The sequence below is a fragment of the Pannonibacter anstelovis genome (assembly GCF_036881715.1).
Taxonomy (GTDB): domain Bacteria; phylum Pseudomonadota; class Alphaproteobacteria; order Rhizobiales; family Stappiaceae; genus Pannonibacter; species Pannonibacter anstelovis.
The window spans coordinates 344,412-366,110 of the sequence record NZ_JBAKBF010000004.1 but is presented as its reverse complement, the minus strand read 5'-3'; the positions used below and the strand labels follow the sequence as shown (position 1 = coordinate 366,110).

20 protein-coding genes are annotated in these 21,699 nt (G+C 62.8%); 6 read left to right on the top strand and 14 right to left on the bottom strand.

The window, feature by feature from the left end; all coding sequences use genetic code 11:
- Nucleotides 1-134 precede the first annotated feature (134 nt).
- From pcaD to V6L75_RS09270, 3 genes are all read right to left on the bottom strand, one after another.
- Complete coding sequence (gene pcaD / locus V6L75_RS09280) at nucleotides 135-914, bottom strand: 3-oxoadipate enol-lactonase (protein ID WP_334251223.1); 780 nt, start codon at nucleotides 912-914, stop codon at nucleotides 135-137.
- Nucleotides 911-1,822, bottom strand: a complete 912-nt coding sequence (locus V6L75_RS09275) for a LysR substrate-binding domain-containing protein (RefSeq protein WP_334251222.1) — start codon at nucleotides 1,820-1,822, stop codon at nucleotides 911-913. The genes pcaD and V6L75_RS09275 overlap by 4 nt, the downstream gene beginning before the upstream one ends.
- A gap of 405 nt (nucleotides 1,823-2,227) precedes the next feature.
- Entirely contained in the window at nucleotides 2,228-2,593 is a 366-nt protein-coding gene (locus V6L75_RS09270; RefSeq protein WP_334251221.1) for a winged helix-turn-helix transcriptional regulator, read from the bottom strand.
- A 138-nt stretch (nucleotides 2,594-2,731) separates the two neighbouring features.
- Between V6L75_RS09270 and gstA the strand changes: the two genes are divergently transcribed.
- The 5 genes from gstA (at nucleotide 2,732) to V6L75_RS09245 (ending at nucleotide 7,199) form a co-directional block, all read left to right on the top strand.
- Nucleotides 2,732-3,358: a glutathione transferase GstA gene (gstA, locus tag V6L75_RS09265; protein WP_334251220.1), complete on the top strand. Its 627-nt coding sequence runs from the start codon at nucleotides 2,732-2,734 to the stop codon at nucleotides 3,356-3,358.
- The gene (locus tag V6L75_RS09260; RefSeq protein WP_334251219.1) at nucleotides 3,355-3,732 is read left to right on the top strand and encodes a nuclear transport factor 2 family protein; all 378 of its coding nucleotides are present in this window, start codon (nucleotides 3,355-3,357) and stop codon (nucleotides 3,730-3,732) included. The genes gstA and V6L75_RS09260 overlap by 4 nt, the downstream gene beginning before the upstream one ends.
- Nucleotides 3,733-3,776: 44 nt before the next feature.
- Nucleotides 3,777-3,992: a tautomerase family protein gene (locus V6L75_RS09255; RefSeq protein ID WP_334251218.1), complete on the top strand. Its 216-nt coding sequence runs from the start codon at nucleotides 3,777-3,779 to the stop codon at nucleotides 3,990-3,992.
- Nucleotides 3,993-4,119: 127 nt separating this feature from the next.
- Nucleotides 4,120-5,043, top strand: a complete 924-nt coding sequence (locus V6L75_RS09250; protein WP_334251217.1) for a helix-turn-helix domain-containing protein — start codon at nucleotides 4,120-4,122, stop codon at nucleotides 5,041-5,043.
- A 167-nt stretch (nucleotides 5,044-5,210) separates the two neighbouring features.
- On the top strand, nucleotides 5,211-7,199 hold the full coding sequence (locus V6L75_RS09245) for a copper amine oxidase (RefSeq protein ID WP_334251216.1): 1,989 nt from the start codon (nucleotides 5,211-5,213) through the stop codon (nucleotides 7,197-7,199).
- A gap of 91 nt (nucleotides 7,200-7,290) precedes the next feature.
- On the opposite strand, the gene V6L75_RS09240 is transcribed toward V6L75_RS09245, so the two are convergent.
- The 9 genes from V6L75_RS09240 to V6L75_RS09200 form a co-directional block, all read right to left on the bottom strand.
- Nucleotides 7,291-10,365 (bottom strand): SMC family ATPase, encoded by a 3,075-nt coding sequence (locus V6L75_RS09240; RefSeq protein WP_334251215.1) that lies wholly within the window; start codon nucleotides 10,363-10,365, stop codon nucleotides 7,291-7,293.
- A complete protein-coding gene (locus tag V6L75_RS09235) occupies nucleotides 10,362-11,501 on the bottom strand; it encodes an exonuclease SbcCD subunit D (protein WP_334251214.1) in 1,140 nt (379 codons plus the stop codon). Before V6L75_RS09235 ends, V6L75_RS09240 begins: the two co-directional genes overlap by 4 nt.
- 97 nt (nucleotides 11,502-11,598) lie before the next feature.
- A complete protein-coding gene (locus V6L75_RS09230) occupies nucleotides 11,599-11,832 on the bottom strand; it encodes a hypothetical protein (protein ID WP_334251213.1) in 234 nt (77 codons plus the stop codon).
- Between the two features lie 258 nt (nucleotides 11,833-12,090).
- Complete coding sequence (katE, locus tag V6L75_RS09225) at nucleotides 12,091-14,190, bottom strand: catalase (RefSeq protein ID WP_334251212.1); 2,100 nt, start codon at nucleotides 14,188-14,190, stop codon at nucleotides 12,091-12,093.
- Between the two features lie 118 nt (nucleotides 14,191-14,308).
- Nucleotides 14,309-15,040, bottom strand: a complete 732-nt coding sequence (locus tag V6L75_RS09220) for a PRC-barrel domain-containing protein (RefSeq protein ID WP_334251211.1) — start codon at nucleotides 15,038-15,040, stop codon at nucleotides 14,309-14,311.
- Nucleotides 15,041-15,177: 137 nt separating this feature from the next.
- Nucleotides 15,178-15,684 (bottom strand): ferritin-like domain-containing protein, encoded by a 507-nt coding sequence (locus V6L75_RS09215; RefSeq protein ID WP_334251210.1) that lies wholly within the window; start codon nucleotides 15,682-15,684, stop codon nucleotides 15,178-15,180.
- Nucleotides 15,685-15,758: 74 nt separating this feature from the next.
- Entirely contained in the window at nucleotides 15,759-16,415 is a 657-nt protein-coding gene (locus V6L75_RS09210; RefSeq protein ID WP_334251209.1) for a hypothetical protein, read from the bottom strand.
- A 441-nt stretch (nucleotides 16,416-16,856) separates the two neighbouring features.
- A complete protein-coding gene (locus tag V6L75_RS09205; RefSeq protein ID WP_334251208.1) occupies nucleotides 16,857-17,444 on the bottom strand; it encodes a hypothetical protein in 588 nt (195 codons plus the stop codon).
- A 49-nt stretch (nucleotides 17,445-17,493) separates the two neighbouring features.
- Nucleotides 17,494-18,009, bottom strand: a complete 516-nt coding sequence (locus tag V6L75_RS09200; RefSeq protein ID WP_334251207.1) for a hypothetical protein — start codon at nucleotides 18,007-18,009, stop codon at nucleotides 17,494-17,496.
- An 880-nt stretch (nucleotides 18,010-18,889) separates the two neighbouring features.
- Here V6L75_RS09200 and V6L75_RS09195 point away from each other — a divergent pair.
- Complete coding sequence (locus V6L75_RS09195) at nucleotides 18,890-19,852, top strand: SDR family oxidoreductase (RefSeq protein ID WP_334251206.1); 963 nt, start codon at nucleotides 18,890-18,892, stop codon at nucleotides 19,850-19,852.
- Nucleotides 19,853-19,925: 73 nt separating this feature from the next.
- On the opposite strand, the gene V6L75_RS09190 is transcribed toward V6L75_RS09195, so the two are convergent.
- Entirely contained in the window at nucleotides 19,926-21,056 is a 1,131-nt protein-coding gene (locus tag V6L75_RS09190) for an NAD-dependent epimerase/dehydratase family protein (RefSeq protein ID WP_334251205.1), read from the bottom strand.
- 65 nt (nucleotides 21,057-21,121) lie between these two features.
- Nucleotides 21,122-21,619 carry a YciE/YciF ferroxidase family protein gene (locus V6L75_RS09185; protein ID WP_334251204.1) on the bottom strand — a complete coding sequence of 166 codons (498 nt, stop codon included), beginning with the start codon at nucleotides 21,617-21,619 and terminating at the stop codon, nucleotides 21,122-21,124.
- Between the last annotated feature and the right edge of the window lie 80 nt (nucleotides 21,620-21,699).

Genomic DNA, 21,699 nt, shown 5'->3' with positions numbered 1-21,699 from the left:
GGAACCTATACAAGTCAATGTCTTGCAGATGACCAAGACACGCTTGGCCATGACGAAAGAGAAGCAAGGCCATTTGTCACCACTCGCGGGAGCGGTCCCGCCGGGCCGCTCCCCTTGCTGCATTATGTCTTGGCTCAGACGCCGATGTGGGCGCGGAGCAGCTCTGCGAAACGCTCCGGCTGTTCGACGCAGGGCAGGTGGCCGGCCTCTGCGATTTCCACGAAACGCGCATCCTTGATCTGATCCGCCATGGCCTTCACCAGAGCGGGCGGCGTCGAGGCGTCTTCGGCTCCGGCGATGACGAGGGTGGGTTGCGTAATGCTGGCCAGATCCGCCGTGTAATCCGCATCGCGGATGGCGGCACAGACCTGCGCGTAACCTTCCGCCGGTGTCCGCTCCAGCATGGCCCGCCACATCTGGAAATCTTCGCCGGTCTGATAGCCGGGGGCGAACCAGCGGGAGAGAATGGCATCGCTTATGGAAGCAATGCCTTCGGACAGCACGGTACTGATGCGCGGGTTCCAGAGTTCGGGGGCGCCGATCTTTGCAGCCGTATCGGACAGCACAAGATGCGTCATGGCTTGCGGGCGGCGCAGGGCCAGCCGCTGCATGATCAGCCCGCCAACGGACAGGCCAACGCCCACGAACCGGGTGATGCCATAGTGGTCCAGCAGGACTTCCAGATCATCCGCCATGGATTCTATCGACAGGGTGGGGCGTGCCGCGCTCAGCCCATGGCCGCGCTTGTCGTGCCGCAGCAGACCCCAGGCGGCGGGCAGCCGCGCAACGGCCCTGTCCCAGACCCGCAGATCTGTGCCGAGGGAATTTGCAAACACGAGCACCGGAGCGCCGTCTGCAGCCGGCCGGTAGCCATGATAAAGGCCATCAAGGGCGGTGAAGGTTTCGCGGGTCAATTGGCGGGCTCCTGAAGGGAAAGGTCATCAAGGCAGGACAGGAAAAGCTCCAGCGCAGGGCTTTGCCGGTCCACTTGATAGACGAGGGAAATGTTGGCGGTCTCCTCCACATCGGCCAGCGGCTTGTAGACCACGCCGGGCATGAGGAAATTCCGGATGGATTGCGGCACGACCGCGACGCCCAGCCCTGCCGCAACAAGGCTGACGATCGAGGCAAACTGGGGGGAGCGCTGCACCACATCGGGCGTGATGCCTGCCCTTGCGCATGCCCGGTGCATGGCGGCGGCAAAGCCCGTGTTCGGCGGCAGATGGGTTGCGACGAAGGGCTCGCCGCCAAGGCTGGCCAGATGCACGGGCGTATCGTCCTCTGCCAGTGGATGGTTCTGCGGAATGGCAATCCACAGCCGCTCCTGGCACAGGGTGCGCATCATCACATTGTCCGGCATGTTGGGAAACGGAAGGCGGACGATGCCGGCATCCAGATTGCCGGCCGAAACTTCGGGGATCTGCCTGTCGAGGTCCATCAGCGTCAGGCGAAGCTGGGTGTCGGGTGCCTTTTCCCGGAAGCCGCGCACGAGATTGGTCAAAACACCGTTGAAGGCCGCTGCCCCGATGTAGCCGAGCGCCAGTTCGCCAATCATCCCCCGCCCGGCGCGCATGGCAACGCTTTCGGCCCTTGCCGCATGCCGCAACACGGCCCGCGCCTCCGGCAGCAGCAGCCGCCCCGCCGGAGCAAGGCCGACATTGCGGCGGTTGCGCTCGAACAGGGTTGCACCAATCAGCTCTTCCATTTGCTTGAGCTGTAGTGTCAACTGCGGCTGGGAAATGCCAAGGCGCTCCGACGCCCTGCCGAAATGCAACTCTTCAGCCAGGATAACGAGCAACTCATAGTGCCGAAGTAGAAGCATTTAATAAGTCCATTAGATTTATAATTTCTGATTATAAATCCTCGTGGGCCTATGCACCAGCAAAAAATCTTCGACCGAAGCGCTCCGGTTGCGGGCGGCTGGATGCCACAAGTCAGTACATCTTTGCTGGTGGCGCCCGCTCGCGCTTGCGTGCTAGGAGGCAATCGCTGGTGGGGCGGCACGTATCTAATCTGAACGCGCCATCCACTTCGAGTGCGATGGGCGAGATGCGCGCGCCCGTTGGCGGCGGTAGCCCGTGATCCGGACGCCGGGGCGCCTAGTGGCAATGCGGGGGGGGGGGCGTCCGGCCAAGACTGTGTTTGCAGGGCTGTCCGTATTCCGGATGATCAACAGGGCCCGGCATCCATCCCGAAATATGGGACCTTCTGCAACCGGCCCAACCCTTCAGCCGTTATCCGCTCCGTTCTCTGAGGCTGCCTTCAGTTTGTGGCCCACGGCGACTATGGCATCCAGCGCGGGGACCAGCTCCTCGCCGAGGGGCGTCAGTGCATATTCGACGGAAGGCGGCGAGGTGGGCTGGATGGTGCGGGTCAGGACGCCCTTGCTCTCCAGCTCGCGAAGTCGCTGGGAGAGAACCTTGGCCGAAACCGGCGGGATATCCAGCCGCAACTCGCTGAACCGCCGCGGCCCGGCACGCAGATGCCAGATCACATTCGGCGCCCATGCCCCGGCAATGATGGCCATGCACTCGGTCAGGGCACAGGGGGTGGGCGGCCGTGCGCTGTGGTTCTTGCGAAGTTTCAGGCTCATGTCTGGAACCGGCCGCTGCCTTGGCTGTTCGTGGGGTTACTGCGGAGAAACCTGATAATCAGGTAACTGATAGAAACCAGGTTGGCAAGGGAAACCGGAATGCCTAACCTCCAGCCATCAACAGCGAGGACCCTTCTCATGAAGCTCTATTACAAGCCCGGCGCGTGTTCCATGTCATCGCGGATCGTTCTGCATGAACTTGGACTGCCCTTCACGTCAGAAAAGGTCGATACCGAAGCCGGCCTGACCGGCTCTGGCGCCGACTACCTCAAGATCAATCCGAAGGGCTATGTGCCCGCGCTGGAAATCGAGGGCGGTGCCGTTCTGACGGAAAATCCCGCGATCCTGCAGTTTCTGGCCGACAGCCATCCGGAGGCCGGCCTTGCGCCTGCCCCGGGCACCGTAGAGCGTGCGCGCCTGCAGGAATGGCTGAACTTCACCGCTTCGGAACTGCACAAGGCATTCAGCCCTTATTTCCGCAGCAAGCCGCTCACGGATGGGGAGAAGGCGGCGGCCTCAGCCCAGCTGGAGCGGCGCATCGGTGATGTCGAGCACGGGCTGGCCGATGGCCGGAGCTTTATTCTGGGCAGCCAGTTCAGCGTCGCAGATGCCTATCTGGCCGTGGTGCTGAACTGGACCCGTTTCATCGGCGTGGACCTGGCACGCTGGCCGCATGCGGCCGCCTATCTGGCCCGGATTTCGGAACGCGCATCGGTGCGGCAGGCGATGCAGGAAGAAGGCCTGCCCGGCGGAGAAGCCGCATGACACAGGCTTTTCACGAAGTCTACGCGGTTCTCCAGGACTATTTCGACGCCCTGTATTTCTGCGACACAGGCATCCTGCAGCGCGTCTTTCATCCCAGGGCAATCTATGCCACCGCCGATGAGACGCCGCTGCTTTACCGCACCATGGAAGAGTATGTCCCTGTTGTCGCGGCCCGGCAGTCACCGGCTTCGCGAGGCGAGCCGCGCCGCGATCACATCGATGCCATCGAGCTGGCCGGAGACAACACGGCCTTTGCCCGGGTGCGCTGCTCGATCGGGCAGCGGGACTTCGTGGATTTTCTGACCCTTGTGCGCAGCGAGGGGCAATGGAGGATCATCGCCAAGGTCTTTCAGATCATCGAGCGCCAGCCTTAGTCCCTGTTTTTGTTTTCTTTCCGGGCAAACTCCAAGGAGCCGCCATGCCTTACGTGAATATCAAGATCACCCGTGAAGGGGCAACGGCCAGCCAGAAGGCCCGTCTCATCGAGGGCGTGACCCGCCTTCTGAGCGATGTGCTGGACAAGAACCCGGCAACGACCTTTGTCGTCATTGACGAGGTGGCAATGGAAGACTGGGGCATCGGCGGCCTTCCGGTTGCCGAATACCGCAAGACCCTCGCCCGCGGACGGGCCTGAGCGTCTCCCTCCGGCGTCTTCATGCCGTTGCCTCCCAGCCCCTGCGTTGTGGCTGGTAATAGGCAAAGCCCCCAAACTGTGCTGAGATAGGCGGGTTGAAGGGCTTTGCGGAAACGGGGAGGACGCCATGGAGCCGCTGACGACGACTCAGCACCGGCCGGTGCCCGTCGAGGAGCTGCAGGCGGACCTGAACAGGGTCTGCGGTGCCTTTTCCCTGCAAACCAAGCGGCCGGGCGGCGTCATCCATGGCGAGGTCTCCGGCCGCCGCACCGGGCCATTCGACACAGCCGCCGTTGTTCTCGATGCATCGTCCGTCGTGCGGGATGCGCGGGCGATCCGGCGGGCGCCGGGCGAGCATTTCTTCCTGATCGTGCAGGAGACCGGCTGCTGCCGGATCGCTCAGGAAAGCCGCTCCACCTTGCTGTCAGCCGGGGACATGTTCCTGGCCGACGCGGCCAGGCCTTCGGAATTCTCATACGGCACCGTCCAGTCCAGGCAGATTTCCCTCCATCTGCCGCGGGACGAGATTACCGGGCGTTTCGGCCATGCCTGCGATGGCGGCCTGCCCATTTCCCGCAGCGATCCGCTCTGGCTGGCGATGCGGGCGGTTCTTTCCAAGATGTCGGCCGGTCCGGGTGCCCATACCGAACTGGGCGAGGCCATGTTCAGCCTGCTGGGCGCTTATGTCAGTTCCATGCGGGCAGGTGGTCTGCCGGAACGCGGCACCGGGCTTCTGTCCCGTGCCCTGCAGCTGATCGACCGCTACAGATCCGATCCGGCATTCGGGCCGCGGGAGCTGGCGATGCGGCTCAATGTGTCCGAACGCACGCTGCAGCGCCATTTTAAGCCGCTCGGTGAAACGCCGGGCAGGCGCCTGCTTGAGCGGCGCCTTGCCCTTGCCCACGCAAGGCTGACGGGTGGCCGCGGCCGTCCAGGCGAGACAGTCACCTCCATTGCGCTAGACTGCGGCTTCAATGACCTGTCTTATTTCCACCGTGAGTTCCGCAAGAAATACGGTGCAACTCCAAAGACTGCCGCCAACGGCAGCTGACGGTTTTTTGCAATGGCCCTGTCGGCTTCGTCCAAGTTTGATGGCCAGCCCGCTTGCACAATCGGATCCCTGAAGCCTTCCGGTGGCCGGAAGCTTGAGCTTTTCAAGGCGCGATGCGTCAGCATCAGCGGCCTTGGGACAACAGCAAAAAACAAGAGGGAACACGGATGAAACTGACAAGACATCTTGCGTCCGGAGCATTGGCTCTCGGACTGGGTGCGGGGCTTTTGGCCTCTGGGGCAGCAGCCCATCCGCTCGATGGACTGACGGCGGAGGAATATCAGAAGATCAACCAGATCCTGCGCGATCAGAAGGTCGCGGATGATGACACGCTCTATCCGCTGATCGAGCTGAAGGAGCCGCCGAAGGCGGATGTTCTGGCCTGGACCGAAGGCTCCAGCCTCGACCGCAAGGCAACCGTTTACTTCACCAATGCCGGCGGCTTTGGCGAGGCGGTCGTCAACATCACGCAAGGCACGGTTGAGAGCAACGGACAGGCCGCAGGCCAGCCTATGGTGCTTTTCACGGAGTTCATCGACGCGCTGGAGGGCGCTCTCAGCCATCCGGAGATGGTGGCGGGCCTTGCCCGGCGCGGGGTGAAGCCGGAAGAGGCCTTCTGCCTGCCTCTCACGGGAGGAAACTTCTTTACTGAGGAATACACGAACTCCCGGCTGATGAAGGTGCCCTGCTACAAGGTGCCGGACGGCTCCAACTTCTATGCCAAACCTATCGAGGGGCTGTTTGCCATCTACGATATCGGCAAGAAGGAGGTGCAGCGTGTCATCGACACCGGAGCCATTGCGCTGCCTCAGGATGGCTGGGGCTATACGGAGGAGGAAGTGGCCGCGCGCCTGCCGCTGCGCCCGAAGTCCAATTCCGCCACACTGTCGCAGGAGGGCGGCCCCAATTTTACGGTCAAGGGCAGCCATCTTGAATGGGACATCTGGCGCTTCAACTTCCGTGTCGACAAGCGCCCGGGCCTCGTGATCTCCAATCTGGATGTGAATGATCAGGGAACATGGCGGTCCGTCATCTATCAGGCGCATCTGTCCGAGGTCTTCGTGCCCTATATGGACCCGACCGAGGGCTGGTACTGGCGCACCTACATGGACAGTGGTGAATATGGCTTCGGCCTGTTCCTGAGCCCGCTGCGGGCCGGGATCGACTGCCCGAAACATGCCACCTTCCTTCCGGCGACCATTGCTGATGACAAGGGGGCACCGCTGGTCATTCCCGACGCCATCTGCGTCTTCGAGCGCAACACCGGTGATCCGGCCTGGCGGCATTTCGAGGTCTTCGCCCAGACCCCGGAGACGCCTGTTCCGGCAGAAGGGCGGCCTGCAACGGAGCTCGTGGTGCGCACCGCCTCGGAAGTGGGCAACTACGACTATCTCATCGATTACCGCCTGCAGCAGAACGGGCAGATCAACATCTATGTCGGGGCCACCGGGCTTGATGCCGTGAAGGGCGTTGTTTCCGCCTCAATGAAGGATGCGACGGCAAAGGAGGACACGGCATATGGCACGCTGATCGCGCCCAATCTCGTCGCGGCCAATCACGATCACTATTTCAACTTCCGCATCGACTTTGACGTCGATCAGCCGGTGAACCACTTCTCCACCATGGACATCGTGCCTGCGAAGCTCGACCCGTCCTCACCGCGCAAGTCGATGTGGACGGTCGAGCACAACATGCCGAAGACTGAACTGGAAGCGCGTTACAAGATCTCGGCCATGCAGCCGCGCTACTTCCATATCTCGAACCCCTCGCGTGAGGGCTACCTCGGCCATGAGCCGGGCTGGATGATCCATCATGGCAATGTTGCCTATGGGCCTTTCGACTTTGCCAACGATCCGCCGATGAAGCGCAACGCCTACATCGAATACTCGGTCTGGAATACGGTCCATGATCCGGAGCAGCGCTATGCGGGCGGCAAGTTCGCCATGCAGAGCGACGGTTCGGATACGCTGGCCGAATGGGTGAAGCAGGACAGGAGCCTGATGGGGCAGGACATCGTGACCTGGTTCAGCGCCGGCTTCCACCACATTCCCCGCATGGAGGATTGGCCGGTCATGTCGACGGAGTGGAAGACCGTCCACATCATGCCGCACAACTTCTTCGCCCATAATCCGGCCCTGACGCTCAGAAAGGACTGAGTTAAGGCCCGCTTCGGGCGCTGGAACGAATGGCCGGGCTCCGCAGAGGGAATCCCTCCGGAGCCCGGCGCATAAGCGCTTCAGGGCATCATCACGGCAGACCGCGTTCCTCGATGCTGCTGCCGGCGGCGGATTTGCGGATGTGGAAGCCGTTGGGGATGGCCTCCTGCACCTGCGGCACGTGGGAAATCAGGCCGACGGCCCGGTTCTGGCTGACCAGCGCTCCCAGCACCTGCAGCACCTGATCGAGTGTGCCGGAGCCATTTTCCGTATCGAGACTGCCAAAGCCTTCGTCGATGAAGATCGTGTCGAGCCTCACCTTGCCGCTAGCGCCTTCCACAACATCGGCAAGGCCAAGTGCGAGGGCGAGGGCGGCAATGAAGCTTTCCCCGCCCGAGAGCGTGCCTGTGCCCCGTGCCTTGCCCGTGTGCATGTCGAAGACCTGAATGCCAAGGCCGCGCTTGCCGGCGCCCGTGCCGTCCATGTCGCGCTCCAGCCGGTAGCGGCTCGCCGTCATCGGCGCCAGCCGCAGGTTGGCCGCCTCCAGCACCTGATCGAACATGGCGCCGATGGCAAAGGTCTCGAGTGTCAGCTTTTGCGGGTTGGCGCCATTCACAAGTGCTGAAAGGGCGCGCAAGGGGGCTGATTCAGCCTCCGCGGCTTTTGCCTTCCCGATCATCGCGGACAGGGAAGTCTTGACGCGCTCGAGGTGCGCCGCCCGGCTGGCTGCCGCTGCGCGCTCTTCTGCTGCGAGCGTCAGCTTCGCGGTCAAGGCTGCATGCTCCGCGCGCAGGCGGGCAGTCTCCGGGCGGCTGGCATCACCAATCGCCAGCACCGCTGCCTTGGCCGCGTCTTCCGCACTCCGGTGTTCGAGCCAGAACGCTTCGACAGCTTGTCTGTCGGCTTCAAGCGTTGCGACCGCCGGTTTGAGAGACTGGAATGCATCAAGGCTCAACCCCGCAGCGGCAAGCCTTGCGGAAAAAGCCTCCTCTGCTTTCTGCTGCCGCTCCTGACAGCTCAGATGCTGCGTTTTGGCGTTCTCGAGGTCGCGTGCAGCCGCCAGTGCCGTTTCCCGTGCTGTCCGGGCAGCTGTTGCGGCTGCCATCTGCCCGGCCACGAGCGTGTCCAGCGCCTGCGAGGCCTTGTTGAGGGCTGCTAAAAGGGCCTGAGTGCTCCTGAGGGCTGCGGGCACGTCCGCGAGCTGGCTGTCCCTGGCGCTGATCGCTGCCGTTGCCCTGTTGCGGCTCTCCTCGAACTGGTCCCGCAGCCCGTCACGCTCCAGCTCCAGGGCCGCCAGCTGCCGGTCCAGCGCGGCAAGACCGTCTTCGGCGGAAGCAGCATCTGCCTCGGGCCCGAGCGCGCTGAGCGCATCAGCCAGCTGTTTCAGCTGTCCGGCCAGACGCGGCGCAGGCTCTTCGGGCTGTGCAAGCGCGGCAAGGCGCGCCTCCCGCTCCGCCAGTGTTGCCTTAAGGCCTGCCAGCTTTTCAGCGGCCTCGCCCACCTCGCGGCTTGCAGCCTCCCATGCGGCCTTTGCCGTCCGGAAGGCCGTGTCCAAGTTTGCGTTTGCGGCTTCGCCCGTGGCGGGGGCCGGGTGCTCGGTTGCGCCGCAGACGGGGCAGGGCGAGCCCGGCTCCAGCCATGCGGCCAGATGCAGCGCCTGTGCACCCGAAAGGTTCTGCTCTGCAGTATCTAGATCCAGATGCGCCTGTCCGGCCCTTTCCTGGGCTGCGGCATGAACAAGCCGCTGCCGCTCTTCCGCGTTGCGGGCTGCAGACACCTCCTCAAGCGCTCTGGCATAGGCGGATGCTGCCGCATGTCTTGCGTCAAGCTCCCGGTGCTGTCCGGTGAGAAGGGCGCGCTGCCTTTCCGTCTCGCGCTGCACCTTCTGGGTTTCCTGCACCCGGTCACGCTCCTGCCGCAGGCCGGCAAGCCTGCCCTGTGCCGTCTCCAGCTTGGCAGCAGCATCTTCCTGGGCCTTCAGCGCGGCAGTGGCCGTCTCTTCGCTTCCGGCAGTAGCTTCCAGAACACGGCCGTAGCGGACGAGCTCATCCTTGCGGCGGCGCAGTGTTTCCACTTCGTCAGACCGCGCCTCCTCGCGCTTGAGGGCCGCCTCTGCCTCTGCCGCCGCTTTTGCGGTTTTCTCTGCGCTCTCTGTTGCAAGGCGCAGAGCTCCGGCCGCCTTCGCGGTTTCTGCCGATGCGTCTTTCACCCGCTCTTCCGCGTCAAGGAGGCCGCGCGCAAGGTCTGCCTGCCGTACCAGCCCAGCCAGCGCTTCAATCTTCGGGCGCCGTGCTTCCATTTCCGCCAGCCGCGCCTGTGCCTGAGCCGCCGCGTCGAACTTTTCCTCAAGGGTTTCGGCAAGCCGCAGGCGTTTTTCGGCGGCTTCCGTTTCGGCTTTTGCTGCCGTAAGGGCAAGCTCAAGCCCGGCAAGATGCGCCTGAGCCGCTTCGATGCCCTCGTCCAGCGCATCGAAGCTTTCGAAGCCTTCCGCATTCAACTGCCGGGCGGACAGGGCAAGCTCTTCGCGCACATGCCGCTCGGCAGCCTCGGCTTCCGATTTCAGATCCGCCATGAGCGCCTCATAGCGGGAGACATCGAAGAGCTCGCGCAGGATTTCCAGCCGCTCCTTTGTCTTGGCAGCCAGAAACGCCTCAAAGCGGCCCTGCGGCAGCAGCACGATCTGGCGGAACTGCCGCGCGCCATAGCCGAGCAGATCCTCGATGGCCGCATCCACATCCCGCACCTTCTTTTCGGCGATGATGCGGCCGCGCTGCGCTTGTGAAATCTCCTCCGGCTCCAGGCCTGTGGCATCGAAGAGATAGGCTTCATGCGCGCTTCGGGTTTCGCCGCCGCCCCGGGTCTTGAGGCGCATCTGTTCCGGGCGGCGCAGGGCGGCATAGCGGCGCTCTGCGATGTCGAAGACAAATTCGACTTCTGTCAGCATGTCCGCATCGGCATGGTCCGAGCGCAGCGAGGAGGTGTCCTGTTCCGCCTTGGCGGCCTCGCCGAAAAGGGCGAAGGTCATCGCGCTGAAGATCGTCGACTTGCCCGATCCTGTCTGGCCATAGATGCCGAAAAGGCCGGCATCGACTGCCTTGCGGAAGTCAATGGTAACCCGGCCGGGGTAGGGGCCGAAGGCCTGGAGGGTGAGCCTGACCGGCCTCATTGCGCGTCCTCCTTCATGCGCAGGCGCTCCAGCGCTGCGCCGAGAACCTTCAGTTCCGCCTCAGAAAGGCGGCCGCCGCGTACCAGCTCAAGGAAGTCGCCCATCACCGTCACCGGATCGGCCGCTGCCACCGTATAGCTTGCAGACTTCATCTCCGGCGCGCGCTGATGGCGCTCGTAGACAAGTTCGCATGCATTGGGAAACACCTCCCGCAGCCGCTTCATGCCATCGATCACCGGCGCCTCGTCGGTGAGAATTGCCTTGATGAAATCACCCGAGGGCGGCGCCTGAAGCAGCTCCGCATGTGTACCCTTCAGCACGCGCACGCGGCGCAGCGGGGCGAAGGGGATTTCCTCGACTGTGGTCTGGCCGCCGGCATCCAGCTCGACAAGGCTCATGGATTTCTCACAGTCTGCCTCATCGAAACCGAAAGCCAGAGGCGATCCGGAATAACGGATATGGGGTGCTCCCACCTCCTGCGGCCTGTGCAGATGCCCGAGCGCGACATAATGGGCGCCGTTGAACACCTCCGTGCTGACGGTCTCGATGCCGCCGGCCCGGGTCAGGGGCCGTTCGCTTTCGCTGTTGGAAGCTCCGGCCACAAAGGCATGGGCGACCGCAACCCAGCGCGCCCCTTCGGGCAGATGGCTGCGGGCGCTGGTGATCTGGGCGCGCAGCACGTCTTCCGGGCTTTGCAGGGAGTCGTCGGAAAAACACTCGCGGGCGGCGTGCTCATAGGCGAAAGGCAGGCCGGTGAAGGCCACCGGTCCTGCCGCATCCTTCAGAACGAGCGGCATCTCGCTGGCGCTGATGACACCCCGGATCAGGGCGCGGCGTGTGTCGGTCATGACGGACATCGCGGCAATGCGGTCACCGGAATCATGATTACCGGCGATCATCACCACCGCGGCGCGGGTCTGAGAGGCGACCTGTGAGAGGAAGGCATTGAACTGGCGGACGGCAGGGGCAGGCGGGGCGGCCCGGTCGAAAATATCCCCGGCGATGACAAGGACATCTGCATCCCTGGACACAAGCGCATCAAGGATCTGCCCAAGGATGGCATCATGATCTGCCTCCAGCGGCAGGCCGTTGAACTGCCGCCCGAGATGCAGATCTGCCGTATGGAGAATCCTCATGCGCGCACCTGTCAGGTTTTGAACGCATGAGGTTTAAAGGCAGACCGGCCGCTTCGTCTACCTGCAGTATGTCCCGGCCCGCCGGCCAGACACTCAGTCAGTAATTCGCGGGTGGATCGCTCGCCGGAAAGGACTCGTCGCTTTCCTCATCGACCTTGTCCCATTCTTCCGGCGGATCTTTCATCTCCTGCGGACCGGCGTTGCGGATATCCGGATAGTCGCCCGTATCTGGGTAATCACCCGTATAAGCAGGAGCAGTTGCGGCGCGATAGAGAGCAAAGCCGGCAAGGGCGGCGAAGCCAAACCTGCAGAGAGTGTATATGCCGTGCATAGATTTATCTCCCTGGTCAAATATTAATCTGACCTTTCTTTGTTGTGCGGAAATATTTCATGCGAGTATATCCCATTACCGCAGGCCAAAAAATGACAGGATTGCCACGATGATAACGATCAGGCCGACCACATAAATAATGTTTCTCATGATGAAGTCCTCTCTTTTGCTGGAGATGTGACAGGATACGCAACCGGCTTCCTCTGAGGTCCAACAAATGGCGGCGGAGAATGTTCCGGCGGTCCGGGTTTGGGGCCCTCAGGGTAAAAGCACGCGCTCGCGTGACCACAGCCGCAACTCGCGGCAGCGAACGACAAAGCTGGCGCCTGTGCCTGTCTCCAGAGGCACTACGCCTTCGTCAGCATCGGTTGCGATCCCAGCGGCCTGAAACAGGGGCGCTGCGCCCGGTGTGTGGCCGATGAACTTGCAATGGGCGAAGGCATCGGTGACGAAGTCCCTGCCCGGCGCTTCCTGTGCCAGGAGGTCTGACCCCTCCGGCGTCAGGACCAACGCCACCGCATCGAAGAGCACAGAGGGGCCACCGTCGATAAGATGTGTGACGGGAACGAAGCTGCCATTACCAGCGGTGATCCCGCCAGCCTTGCGGGCTATGATTTCAAGCTTTGCGCCCTCCGCTTGAAGGGCCGTTCTTAGCTCCTGAAGCAAATTTCCGTCTGCGCCGTCGCAGGTCAGCACCCCCACCTTGCGTCCGGCAAAACTCGCCGGCGCGTTCTTCAAGATGCTGAGGGCGGGAGAGGGCGGCAGATCACGCGGAGGCACGGCAGCGTCCGCCGGTTCCGGCATAGGGTCGATGCCGAGCTTGCTGGCCACCTTTTCGGCCAGCGGGCCGTCGATGTTGAGCAGATGTGCCACCATGCGTTCGCGGATCACCGGCATCTCGCATTTCGACAACTCGAAGATCAGTGCATCCGAAATGTGCTTCTGCTCCACGGCCGTCTGGCTCAGGTAGAATTGCCGCGCCTGGCTGTAATGATCGGCAAAGCTCTCCGGACGCAGGCGCTGCTTGGGGCCCTCCACCTGCGCGGGATAGGTCCTGATGCCGGTTACCGGATCTTCGCGCGGCCCTTCGCCCCAGGAGTTCGGCTGATAATTGGCCCGTCCCCTCGGATTGTGCATGGCCATATGCCCGTCCTGCTGAAAATGTGCGAAGGGGCATTTGGGGGCATTCACCGGGATGTGGGTGAAGTTCGGGCTGCCAAGCCGTTTCAGCTGGGTGTCGAGATAGGAGAAGTTGCGTCCCTGCAGCAGCGGATCATCGGAAAAGCCGATCCCCGGCGGGACGTTCTGCGTCATGAAGGCGACCTGTTCGGTTTCGGCGAAGAAGTTGTCCGGCATCCTGTCGAGGATCATCCGTCCCACCGGGACAGGTGCGAGGATTTCTTCCGGAATGATTTTGGTCGGATCCAGCACGTCGAAATCGAAACTGTCTGCGAAATCCTGGTCGAACAGCTGCAGGCAGAGTTCCCACTCCGGGAACTGTCCGGAAGTAATGGCGTCCCAGAGATCCCGGCGATGGAAATCCGGGTCGGCGCCATTGATCTTCAACGCCTCGTTCCAAAGCACCGACTGCATCCCGGACTTCGGCTTCCAGATAAACTTGACGAAGGTTGACTTGCCTGCCTCTGACAGGAGGCGGAAGGTGTGGACGCCGAAGCCCTCCATGAAGCGGAAGGAGCGCGGTATTGCGCGGTCGGACATGACCCACATGATCATGTGCATCGATTCCGGCGTCAACGAAATGAAGTCCCAGAAATTATCGTGCGCCGATTGCGCCTGCGGAAAGGCCCTGTCGGGTTCCGGCTTCACGGAATGGATCACATCGGGGAATTTGATCGCGTCCTGAATGAAGAAGACCGGGATGTTGTTGGCCACCAGATCCCAGTTGCCTTCCTTCGTATAGAATTTGACGGCAAAGCCCCGCACATCGCGCGCAAGGTCAAAGCTGCCCTTCGAGCCTGCCACCGTGGAAAACCGGACGAAGACGGGCGTGATTTCGCCCGCGCGCTGGAAAATGTCCGCGCTGGTATATTCGGCCAGCGATTTGTAGGTCTCGAAATAGCCATGAGCTCCATAGCCCCGCGCATGCACAACGCGCTCGGGGATGCGTTCATGGTCAAAATGAAAAATCTTCTCGCGGAAATGCTGGTCCTCCATCAACACGGGCCCGCGTGCGCCGGCCCGCAGCGTGTTCTGATCATCCCCCACCGGCGTGCCTTGTGCCGTGGTCAGAATGTCCATGCCGTCCTCGGCGGTCTGGTGAAGTTCTCCGCCCTCGCCCCGGGTGAGTGTCTGGTCATGGATCCTCGCGGACCGTGCGGTTGGGTGCTGCTGGCTCATCGGTCTTCTCCGCTCGCTGGCTTGAGAAAGGTTGCCCTTTCCATTCCTGCGGAAGGGCGGCGTCAGTTGAGGGCGGGGTGCCCGCCCCCTGATGGGGGCGGGGACGGGCACCGCAAGGTCAGTTCGCCCGCGGGGCTGCTGAACGGCCAAGCGTCTCCGGATTGGTCTGGTCGTATTCCGGCAGGGCTTCGATCTGGTCACGGGTCCAGGGCAGATAGACCCGGGTCTCGCTGTTGTTGGCATAGACCGTCAGATCAGACACCGGTATGGCAACGCGGCGTTGGCCGATACCGAGAAAACCGCCCACATCGAGAAGCACATGAGTGATTGTCCCGGGCGTGGCTGAGGGAGACGGCGTCGGCTGCACCGTGCCGGAAGGTCCCGTAACGGAGCCGCCGCCCGTTGTGCCACCGGTGCCCGGCTGTGCCTGCTGGCCCGGCATGCTGCCGGTGCCACCCGTCTGACTGTCTGGCGACATGCCGGTTCCGGTGGTGGTGTCTGTGCCTGCCGCCGGAGGCGTGCCTGCCGTGCCGCCCGGACTGGTGCTGGCCGGGGGCGGAGCCGCACCGGAAGCACTGGAGTCAATCACGAGGTCCTGCACTGAGCCGATTGAGTCACCCGTGGCGTCATAGATGGTCGCGCCAATCAGATCTTCTGCCGTCAGCACGATATCCTGACGCGCATAGCCTTCAGGCGCAGTGAAGCCTGGCGTTGCGCCCGTGTTTGAGCCTGTTCCCGGCGTCGTCTGCTGCGTTCCGGGCTGGGTGCCGGGCTGCGTACTGGTCTGGGCAAGAGCGGTGGTTGCGGCGAAGGCCGAAACCAGCATGGTTGTCATAAGCAGCTTTTTCATGGGTATCTCCTTGGTGAAGCTGCCGCAGCGCGGCGGCAGCGCGGGGTTGCAGCGCAGGGACATGACGGCGGGCGCAACCCGCCTCTCTCCCCGCGTTTCGTGCGGGGGTGGTCCGGCACCGGAATGTGTGTCAGGGCTTAGCGGCCGGCCGTGAGATCGGCGGCACTGCGCTCAAGGAAACGCCGCGCGGTTCCGTCAAGATGCTCGAAAAGCCAGTCGGCCATATCCTGCTCTTCCGTGAGGATCTTCTGGAAAACGGCAATGGCAGGTTCGTCGCCCAGCTCGCGGGCGGCTGCGATCAGCACCTTGTAGGCCGCAATCTCCATGTGTTCGAACGTGTAGCTGGCCATGCCGCCCTTTACGACTTCGTCGCTGGCGAAGAGCCCGCTCAAAGCCTGGCCACTGGCCGTCATCTTGCCCATCACATCCTTGACGGTGGAGGTGTCTGTTGCCCGATCCTCCAGAAGCTTGCGCAGGGCATCCTCCTGGCGCTCGGTCTCTGTGATGTGCTGCCGGATCCGGGCGCTGAGCTCGGGATAGTTCTCCAGCCTGGACATCATGCCCCGCATCATGGTCAGGGCCTGTTCCTCCATGGCGTGCGCGTCGCGCAGCCAGGAGAGATAGTTTTCGCGGATCTCTTCCATAGGGTGTTCCTTTGTTGGCTGCCGTGTCTGTGGGGCAGGCCGCAGGGGGGGACGCTCCCCCCCTGCGTTCCGTGTCAGCGGCGGCGGTTGTCCCAGCCGCGGCGTGAAGCCTCGGAGTGGCCTTCGTAGTCACCGAACCAGCCGCCCTGGCCGTGGTCCCTGGAATGGTCATCATCCCGGTGACGCGAATAGCGGCGGTCATCATCGCCATAGCGGCTCGAGGACCGGCCATAGCTGCCGCGCTCGTCCTGCCCGCGGCGATGCTCCCACCCACGACGGGAAGCTTCCGAATGGCCCTCATGGTCACCAAACCAGCCACTCTGACCGCGGTCATGGGAGTAGTCCTCATAGTGGCCGCGGGATGAACGGCGATCGTCGTCGTCGTCCTCATAGCGGCTCGATGAACGGGAATAGGAGCCACGTCCGCCGTCCTCGCGGCGGTGTTCCCATCCGCGGCGGGATGCCTCGGAATGGCCGCGCGGGTCACCGAACCAGCCGCCATGGCTGTGCTCGCGGCCATACTCGTCATCACGGTGGCTGGAGTAGCGGCGGTCGTCTTCGTCGTGGCGGCTGCTGTAACGCCCGTTGTGGCCATCGTCGCTCATGAAGCGGCCATAACGGTCACGCTCACGGTGGGTACTGCCGCTGTGGCGTCCATAGCCACGGTGATCCTCGTCACTCACGAAGCGTCCACGGGAGTCGCGTTCGGGCATGTCGTCGTATCTCGGCATTTTATCCTCCTTCGGAGTTTCCAGCCCCTGCCACATGGTTTGCACGGGAAAAGTGCAGGGAGCAGGTCTGGTCCGGCACCATGCCGGGGTGGGACGGAAGCCTTAGACTGAGGATGGCAAATGCGCAGAGGCCAGTTGCCGCTGCCGCCGTGCCTGTCTGCTTCCGTCTGTGCCTGCCGTGTCCGGCATGCGACTGGTTCAACAGGCAGCTGGGCAGGATGTTCCTGACTTCGGGCAGATCATTTGAAAAAGCGGGAAAACCCGGCAGGATCTCTTTGCGGAGGCAGGCGGAAAATGCTTATCCTGTTGAAAGAAAGTGAGTTTTTTCCTGGAAAACGTACAGGCTCTGTCCTGCTGACATGCCATACGGCGGAGCTGCTGCTCCGCCGTATGTTCCGGTTGAAAACGTACGCTAACCGCAGATCCAGCCTTTAGGTCAGGTTAGAGCGGGGGGAGGGGCGAGCGTCCGCGCAGCCGTTCACGCCGTGTCGTTTCGGCAGTGTCATAGTTCCAGCCTTCAGCCTCGAACCGGGTTCTCAGATCGCCAAAACCAACCGCTGGTACCTGATCGAGAGCGGCAATCACCTCGGCCCGCCGCTCTTCCGGGAACCGGACGGTCAGCGCCACATTGCCGCGCCGCATGGCTTCGTCAAAAACCGGGGCATCGCTGTCACTGACGCCCATATCTGTCAAAGCGCCGATGGCACTTCCAGCGACGGCCCCGCCGACCGCACCGGCGGCTGCGGTTGCAAGCCAGCCGGCTGCGACCAGCGGACCGATGCCCGGGATGGAAATTGCACCAAGCCCGGCGAGTAGCCCCGCCCCTGCGCCGGCGACCGATCCGATCCCCGCTCCTGTTGCCGTTCCAGAAGCTTCATCATTCGGCGCAGCTGCCGGCTCGTAGCTGTCCTGTAGGCTGCTGCCGCCAACCAGCGATACATCAATATGGCCGCCTCTGAGTGCCGTCAGCTTGGCATGGGCACGTTCGGCCGCGGCTAGATCCGGATAAACTCGTGTTACAACGGGCATTGCAGTTCTCCTTGGTTGTCAAAGTGCGCTTCGTTACTGGGCGGGCTGGTTACTGCGCTGCGGGCGTTGTGACGACATTGCCCCTGTAGTCGACGGCAACAGAAACCGGCTGTCCGTCCACCGTGCCAGTTCCGCGCCAGATGCCTTGATCATCCAGCGTGAGCGGGGAGACATTCGAGACATTCGACGCGGCGGCGCGTTCGCGGGCCTGCTCTTCGGTGAAGCTGTTCGAGCCCTCAAAGGGGGCTCCCGATTCCGGCGTTGACTGAGACCAGGTGTGGGAATCACAGACCTCTAGAAACTGATCCCGGGTCAGGCCCTGTTCCCCGATGACGATGCCATCGATCATGGTCCGGGCCGCATCGCGGGCGGCCTCGCTCTGGCTAAGAGAACCGTCCCCGTCCAGATCGAATGCATCGAATTGAGCCTCGCAGTCCACCTGTGCAGCGTCCCGCCCGGTGAGCGGCTCCGCCCCTTGTGAAGGTCTCACGGTGTTCTGGGCTAAAGCCAAGGGCTGGAAAGCGAGCGCTGCGATCACCGTGAATGCAAAACCGTGGCGTATCATTTGGGTCCTCCTGGATATGCGGCGGTTCGGCCCGCCGGTCCGGTTGTGAACCTGGCCCAGGGCGAAATGTTCCAGCGCCATGTTGCGGCCCTTTTTTTGCCTCTCCCGCACCAATTTTGCGGAACAATGCCAAACCCTGGCTGTTGGCGTTCCCGAGTGCTGACGGGCTGCAGCAGTCCGGCTGTCCGGTCGGGAGCTACTGAAGAGAGACTTCGTAAGGGCAGCCCGGAGAATGCGGCACAGCATCTCTGGCGGGAGCCGTTCTGACGATGTCAGGCACTTTCCCGCCTGCGCAAAAGGTTGCGGATGTCCCTTGCCGTTGTGGCGGGCTCAATGTCTCCATGGGGACGATTCAAAACCCTGCCATCCATAGCTGCCGGTGGTGCGTAGCCTCTGATCTGGTGCGCACGCGCTTAATGAAACGGATTCCTGATGCAGATGTGCCGAATTGAGTGGAGCGTAAAAATGTCGGCACGCGTCATGATGAAATGCAAATTGGAAAAGGAAAAATGGGAAGATTATTCAGATCTTCTATTGGGAAGCGTGCGGATTTTTCCTCCGGCGGGGAGGGCCTTTTTCACGAAGTGGAGAGAGACTTTAGCAATACAGATACCGATTACTCGGTGCCGGAAAATCTTCAGGCAGCTGCAATGGCTTTGGGACAGGCCCTTGATAACTGCGAGGGCAGAGATGGGGCGCATCTGCAACGGACAAAGCCTTCTGGCCGCCGCGTTGCCCCATTCTCGGGGATGGGCGGTGGCGGCGTCCTTCAGGGATTTGACCGCACGAGACGAGGCGGCAGGTCATAAGCTGCCATCCGCCGGGAACATGCCTGCTGTTCACCGGTTGCTGACCGGTCCATAACAGCGGAGGTATTGAGATGACCCATTCTACACACAGCGGCGCAGACCGCGCTGTCCGCTCTTCCGGCAGTCCGGAGGACAGCCGGTCCGTGCAGCAGGACAATGGTGCGCCGTTCAAGGGACACCGGTCCTTTCCCCGTCCGCCGTTCCCCGAACAGACCCAGGATCTGCCGGGCAGTTTTAAGAAGATGGATCCGCGGCCGGATCATGGCGAGGAGACATGGCGCGGCGCCGACCGGCTGAAGGGGCTGGTGGCTCTTATCACCGGCGGAGACAGTGGCATCGGCCGGGCCGTGGCCATTGCCTATGCACGCGAGGGCGCTGATGTGATCCTTGCTTACCTCAACGAAAGCGACGACGCTGCCGATACTGTCCGGCTCATTGAGGAAAGCGGCCGGCGCTGCCTGTCGATTGCGGGGGACATTGCAGACGCAGAATTCTGCCGGGCCATTATCCGCAAGGCTGTCGATACCTTCGGGCGGATTGACATTCTCGTGAACAACGCCGCGCATCAGGACACGTTCGACGAACTGAGCGAGATCTCCGACGAGGAGTGGGAGCGCACCTTCGCGGTGAACATTCATGCCATGTTCTGGCTTACCCGTGCGGCGGTGCCGCACATGGCGCCTGGAAGTTCCATCGTCAACACGGCTTCGATCAACTCCGACATGCCCAACCCGGCGCTGCTTGCCTATGCCACCACCAAGGGAGCGATTCAGAACTTCACGGGCGGGCTGGCTCAGTTGCTGGCGGAGAAAGGGATCCGGGTCAACTGCGTTGCGCCCGGGCCGGTCTGGACCCCGCTCATTCCTGCCAGCATGTCCGGTGAAAAGGTGGCGAAGTTCGGCGGCGACAGTCCGATGAAACGTCCGGCACAGCCTGCGGAACTGGCATCTGCCTATGTCATGCTGGCCGAACCGGTGTCGAGCTACACGTCAGGGGCGACCATTGCCGTGACTGGCGGCAGGCCATTGATCTGATCGAATGGAAAAAGGGCTATGGGACTGAAGCTTCAGTCCCATAGCCCTTTGCTTCATCACATTTGCCGTGGAGTCAGGAGAAGGAACGCCGGGCCTGTCTCCGGCCCGGGCCGACCAGCCCGGCATGCCGGTGCAGGTTCTCGAGGATATGGCTCGCGCGCTCTTCCGTTCCTGCTTCCGCAGTCCACAGGATCAGGTCTGCAAGGCTGCGCGGCAGGGAAAGGCCGGGTACAAAGCCGATCCGGTCTTCGGTTGTGCCCGGTTCGCCAACAAGGTGCCGTGCCGTGCCCTTGCTGGCCATCTGCAGCGGGGCCGCTACTCTTTCTCCGGCATAGGCAGCCATTGCCAGCATTCCGGCGATTTCAGCTGCACTGTGCCCGATGCCTGAACTGATGTTGAGTGGCGGCATGGCCCTTGTGCAATTGAGCAGCGCCAGACGGAAGGCGCGGACGGCGTCATGCACATGCAGCCAATCGTCCGTCTGCCCGCCATCCTCCAGCACGGGCGGGCGCCTGCCGGCGAGGAGATGGCTGGCCATCAGCCCGGTTTCGCCGCAGAAGGTGCCGCCGCCCGGAAGCGGCGGGCCATAAAGGCGCCCCATGCGCAGCACAGCCGCTTGTGCACCGGTAGCTGCGCTCCATTTGTGCACCATTCTTTCCCGCATGACACAAAGCTTGGCCGCAAGGGTCAAAGGGGCTGGGGGCGTGTCAGCAGGGGTGGGCATGGCCGCTATGGGCTGGTCTCTAAGGCAGCGCGCCTGCCATCTTCCCGCCTCAAGATCATAGATCGTCCGCCGTGCGGGTTGCGGCACGCCGTCTTCGTCGATGTAGCGCCCTTCGCCGTAAACCGTCAGGCTGGACTGCAACACCAGCCGCTCGACCCCGGCGGCCGCTGCAGCCCGCAACAGCGTCACTGTCTCGGCCAAGGACGGGGGCGGGCGCAGCCGCTCCCGGTCGAGCGGGTGCGCTGGATCAATCAGATGGATCACGTGCCTGGCCCGCTTGAGGGCTTCATAGAGACGGTCAATGTCATCCAGCCCGCACGTAATCAGTTCCGCGTCCAGCGGTGGTGGCCAGAGGTCGCCATCCCATGTGCCCGGGATGCCGTCGTCCCAGGCAATCACGTCATGCCCCCGCGCGCGGAGCCCGGCCACCAGATGGCGTCCATGGTAGCTGCAGGCCGATGTCACCAATACACAGGTCATGTCTTCCCCAGATGAAAGAGGCTGGCTGCGCATGGAACGCAGCCAGCCTGTTGCATTTTCTGGTGTCAGGCTGCGTTGAGCGCGGCCTTGTTGACCGAGCCTTCGGCGAGTTTTGTCAGCTTGCCGTCGGTGGCCTCTTCCTCGTTCAGCGTATCCTGAAGGATTTTGGCGATCTCGCGCTGGCCAAGTATTTCGGCCCAGTTGCGCAGCGTGCCGTAGCGGGAGATTTCGTAATGCTCGACCGCCTGGGCAGAGGCGACAAGCCCCGCATCGAGGGCGGGCGAACCTTTGAAGCTCTCAAGCACTTCCTCGCCTTCATCCAGAATGCCTTCGATGGCCTGACAGGTCTTGCCGCGTGCAGGCTTGCCCAGAATGTCGAACACCTCCTGCAGGCGCTCCACATGCGTCTGGGTCTCCTCGTGGTGCTGTTCGAAAGCTGCGCTCAGATCGGCCGATTTGGCGCCCCTGGCCATCTTCGGCAGGGCCTTCAGGATCTTGCGCTCGGCGTAATAGACGTCCTTCAGGAGGTCGATAAACAGGTCGTCGAGGGTCTTGGTCTTCATGGCTTTCTCCTTTGATGGTGAGCTGTCCGGCCGGGCTCAGGTGCAGCAACCGGGGACCCGGCCTTTTGTTCCAGCCCGCC

Coding starts and splice junctions, on each gene's coding strand:
- V6L75_RS09250 (WP_334251217.1), top strand. CDS start 4,120: ATGGAGCCGCTGACGACGACTCAGCACCGGCCGGTGCCCGTCGAGGAG.
- V6L75_RS09220 (WP_334251211.1), bottom strand. CDS start 15,040: ATGAAAAAGCTGCTTATGACAACCATGCTGGTTTCGGCCTTCGCCGCA.
- V6L75_RS09190 (WP_334251205.1), bottom strand. CDS start 21,056: ATGACCTGTGTATTGGTGACATCGGCCTGCAGCTACCATGGACGCCAT.
- katE (WP_334251212.1), bottom strand. CDS start 14,190: ATGAGCCAGCAGCACCCAACCGCACGGTCCGCGAGGATCCATGACCAG.
- V6L75_RS09235 (WP_334251214.1), bottom strand. CDS start 11,501: ATGAGGATTCTCCATACGGCAGATCTGCATCTCGGGCGGCAGTTCAAC.
- V6L75_RS09270 (WP_334251221.1), bottom strand. CDS start 2,593: ATGAGCCTGAAACTTCGCAAGAACCACAGCGCACGGCCGCCCACCCCC.
- V6L75_RS09255 (WP_334251218.1), top strand. CDS start 3,777: ATGCCTTACGTGAATATCAAGATCACCCGTGAAGGGGCAACGGCCAGC.
- V6L75_RS09215 (WP_334251210.1), bottom strand. CDS start 15,684: ATGGAAGAGATCCGCGAAAACTATCTCTCCTGGCTGCGCGACGCGCAC.
- V6L75_RS09275 (WP_334251222.1), bottom strand. CDS start 1,822: ATGCTTCTACTTCGGCACTATGAGTTGCTCGTTATCCTGGCTGAAGAG.
- V6L75_RS09245 (WP_334251216.1), top strand. CDS start 5,211: ATGAAACTGACAAGACATCTTGCGTCCGGAGCATTGGCTCTCGGACTG.
- V6L75_RS09200 (WP_334251207.1), bottom strand. CDS start 18,009: ATGATACGCCACGGTTTTGCATTCACGGTGATCGCAGCGCTCGCTTTC.
- V6L75_RS09185 (WP_334251204.1), bottom strand. CDS start 21,619: ATGAAGACCAAGACCCTCGACGACCTGTTTATCGACCTCCTGAAGGAC.
- V6L75_RS09230 (WP_334251213.1), bottom strand. CDS start 11,832: ATGCACGGCATATACACTCTCTGCAGGTTTGGCTTCGCCGCCCTTGCC.
- V6L75_RS09210 (WP_334251209.1), bottom strand. CDS start 16,415: ATGCCGAGATACGACGACATGCCCGAACGCGACTCCCGTGGACGCTTC.
- V6L75_RS09260 (WP_334251219.1), top strand. CDS start 3,355: ATGACACAGGCTTTTCACGAAGTCTACGCGGTTCTCCAGGACTATTTC.
- V6L75_RS09205 (WP_334251208.1), bottom strand. CDS start 17,444: ATGCCCGTTGTAACACGAGTTTATCCGGATCTAGCCGCGGCCGAACGT.
- V6L75_RS09240 (WP_334251215.1), bottom strand. CDS start 10,365: ATGAGGCCGGTCAGGCTCACCCTCCAGGCCTTCGGCCCCTACCCCGGC.
- gstA (WP_334251220.1), top strand. CDS start 2,732: ATGAAGCTCTATTACAAGCCCGGCGCGTGTTCCATGTCATCGCGGATC.
- V6L75_RS09195 (WP_334251206.1), top strand. CDS start 18,890: ATGACCCATTCTACACACAGCGGCGCAGACCGCGCTGTCCGCTCTTCC.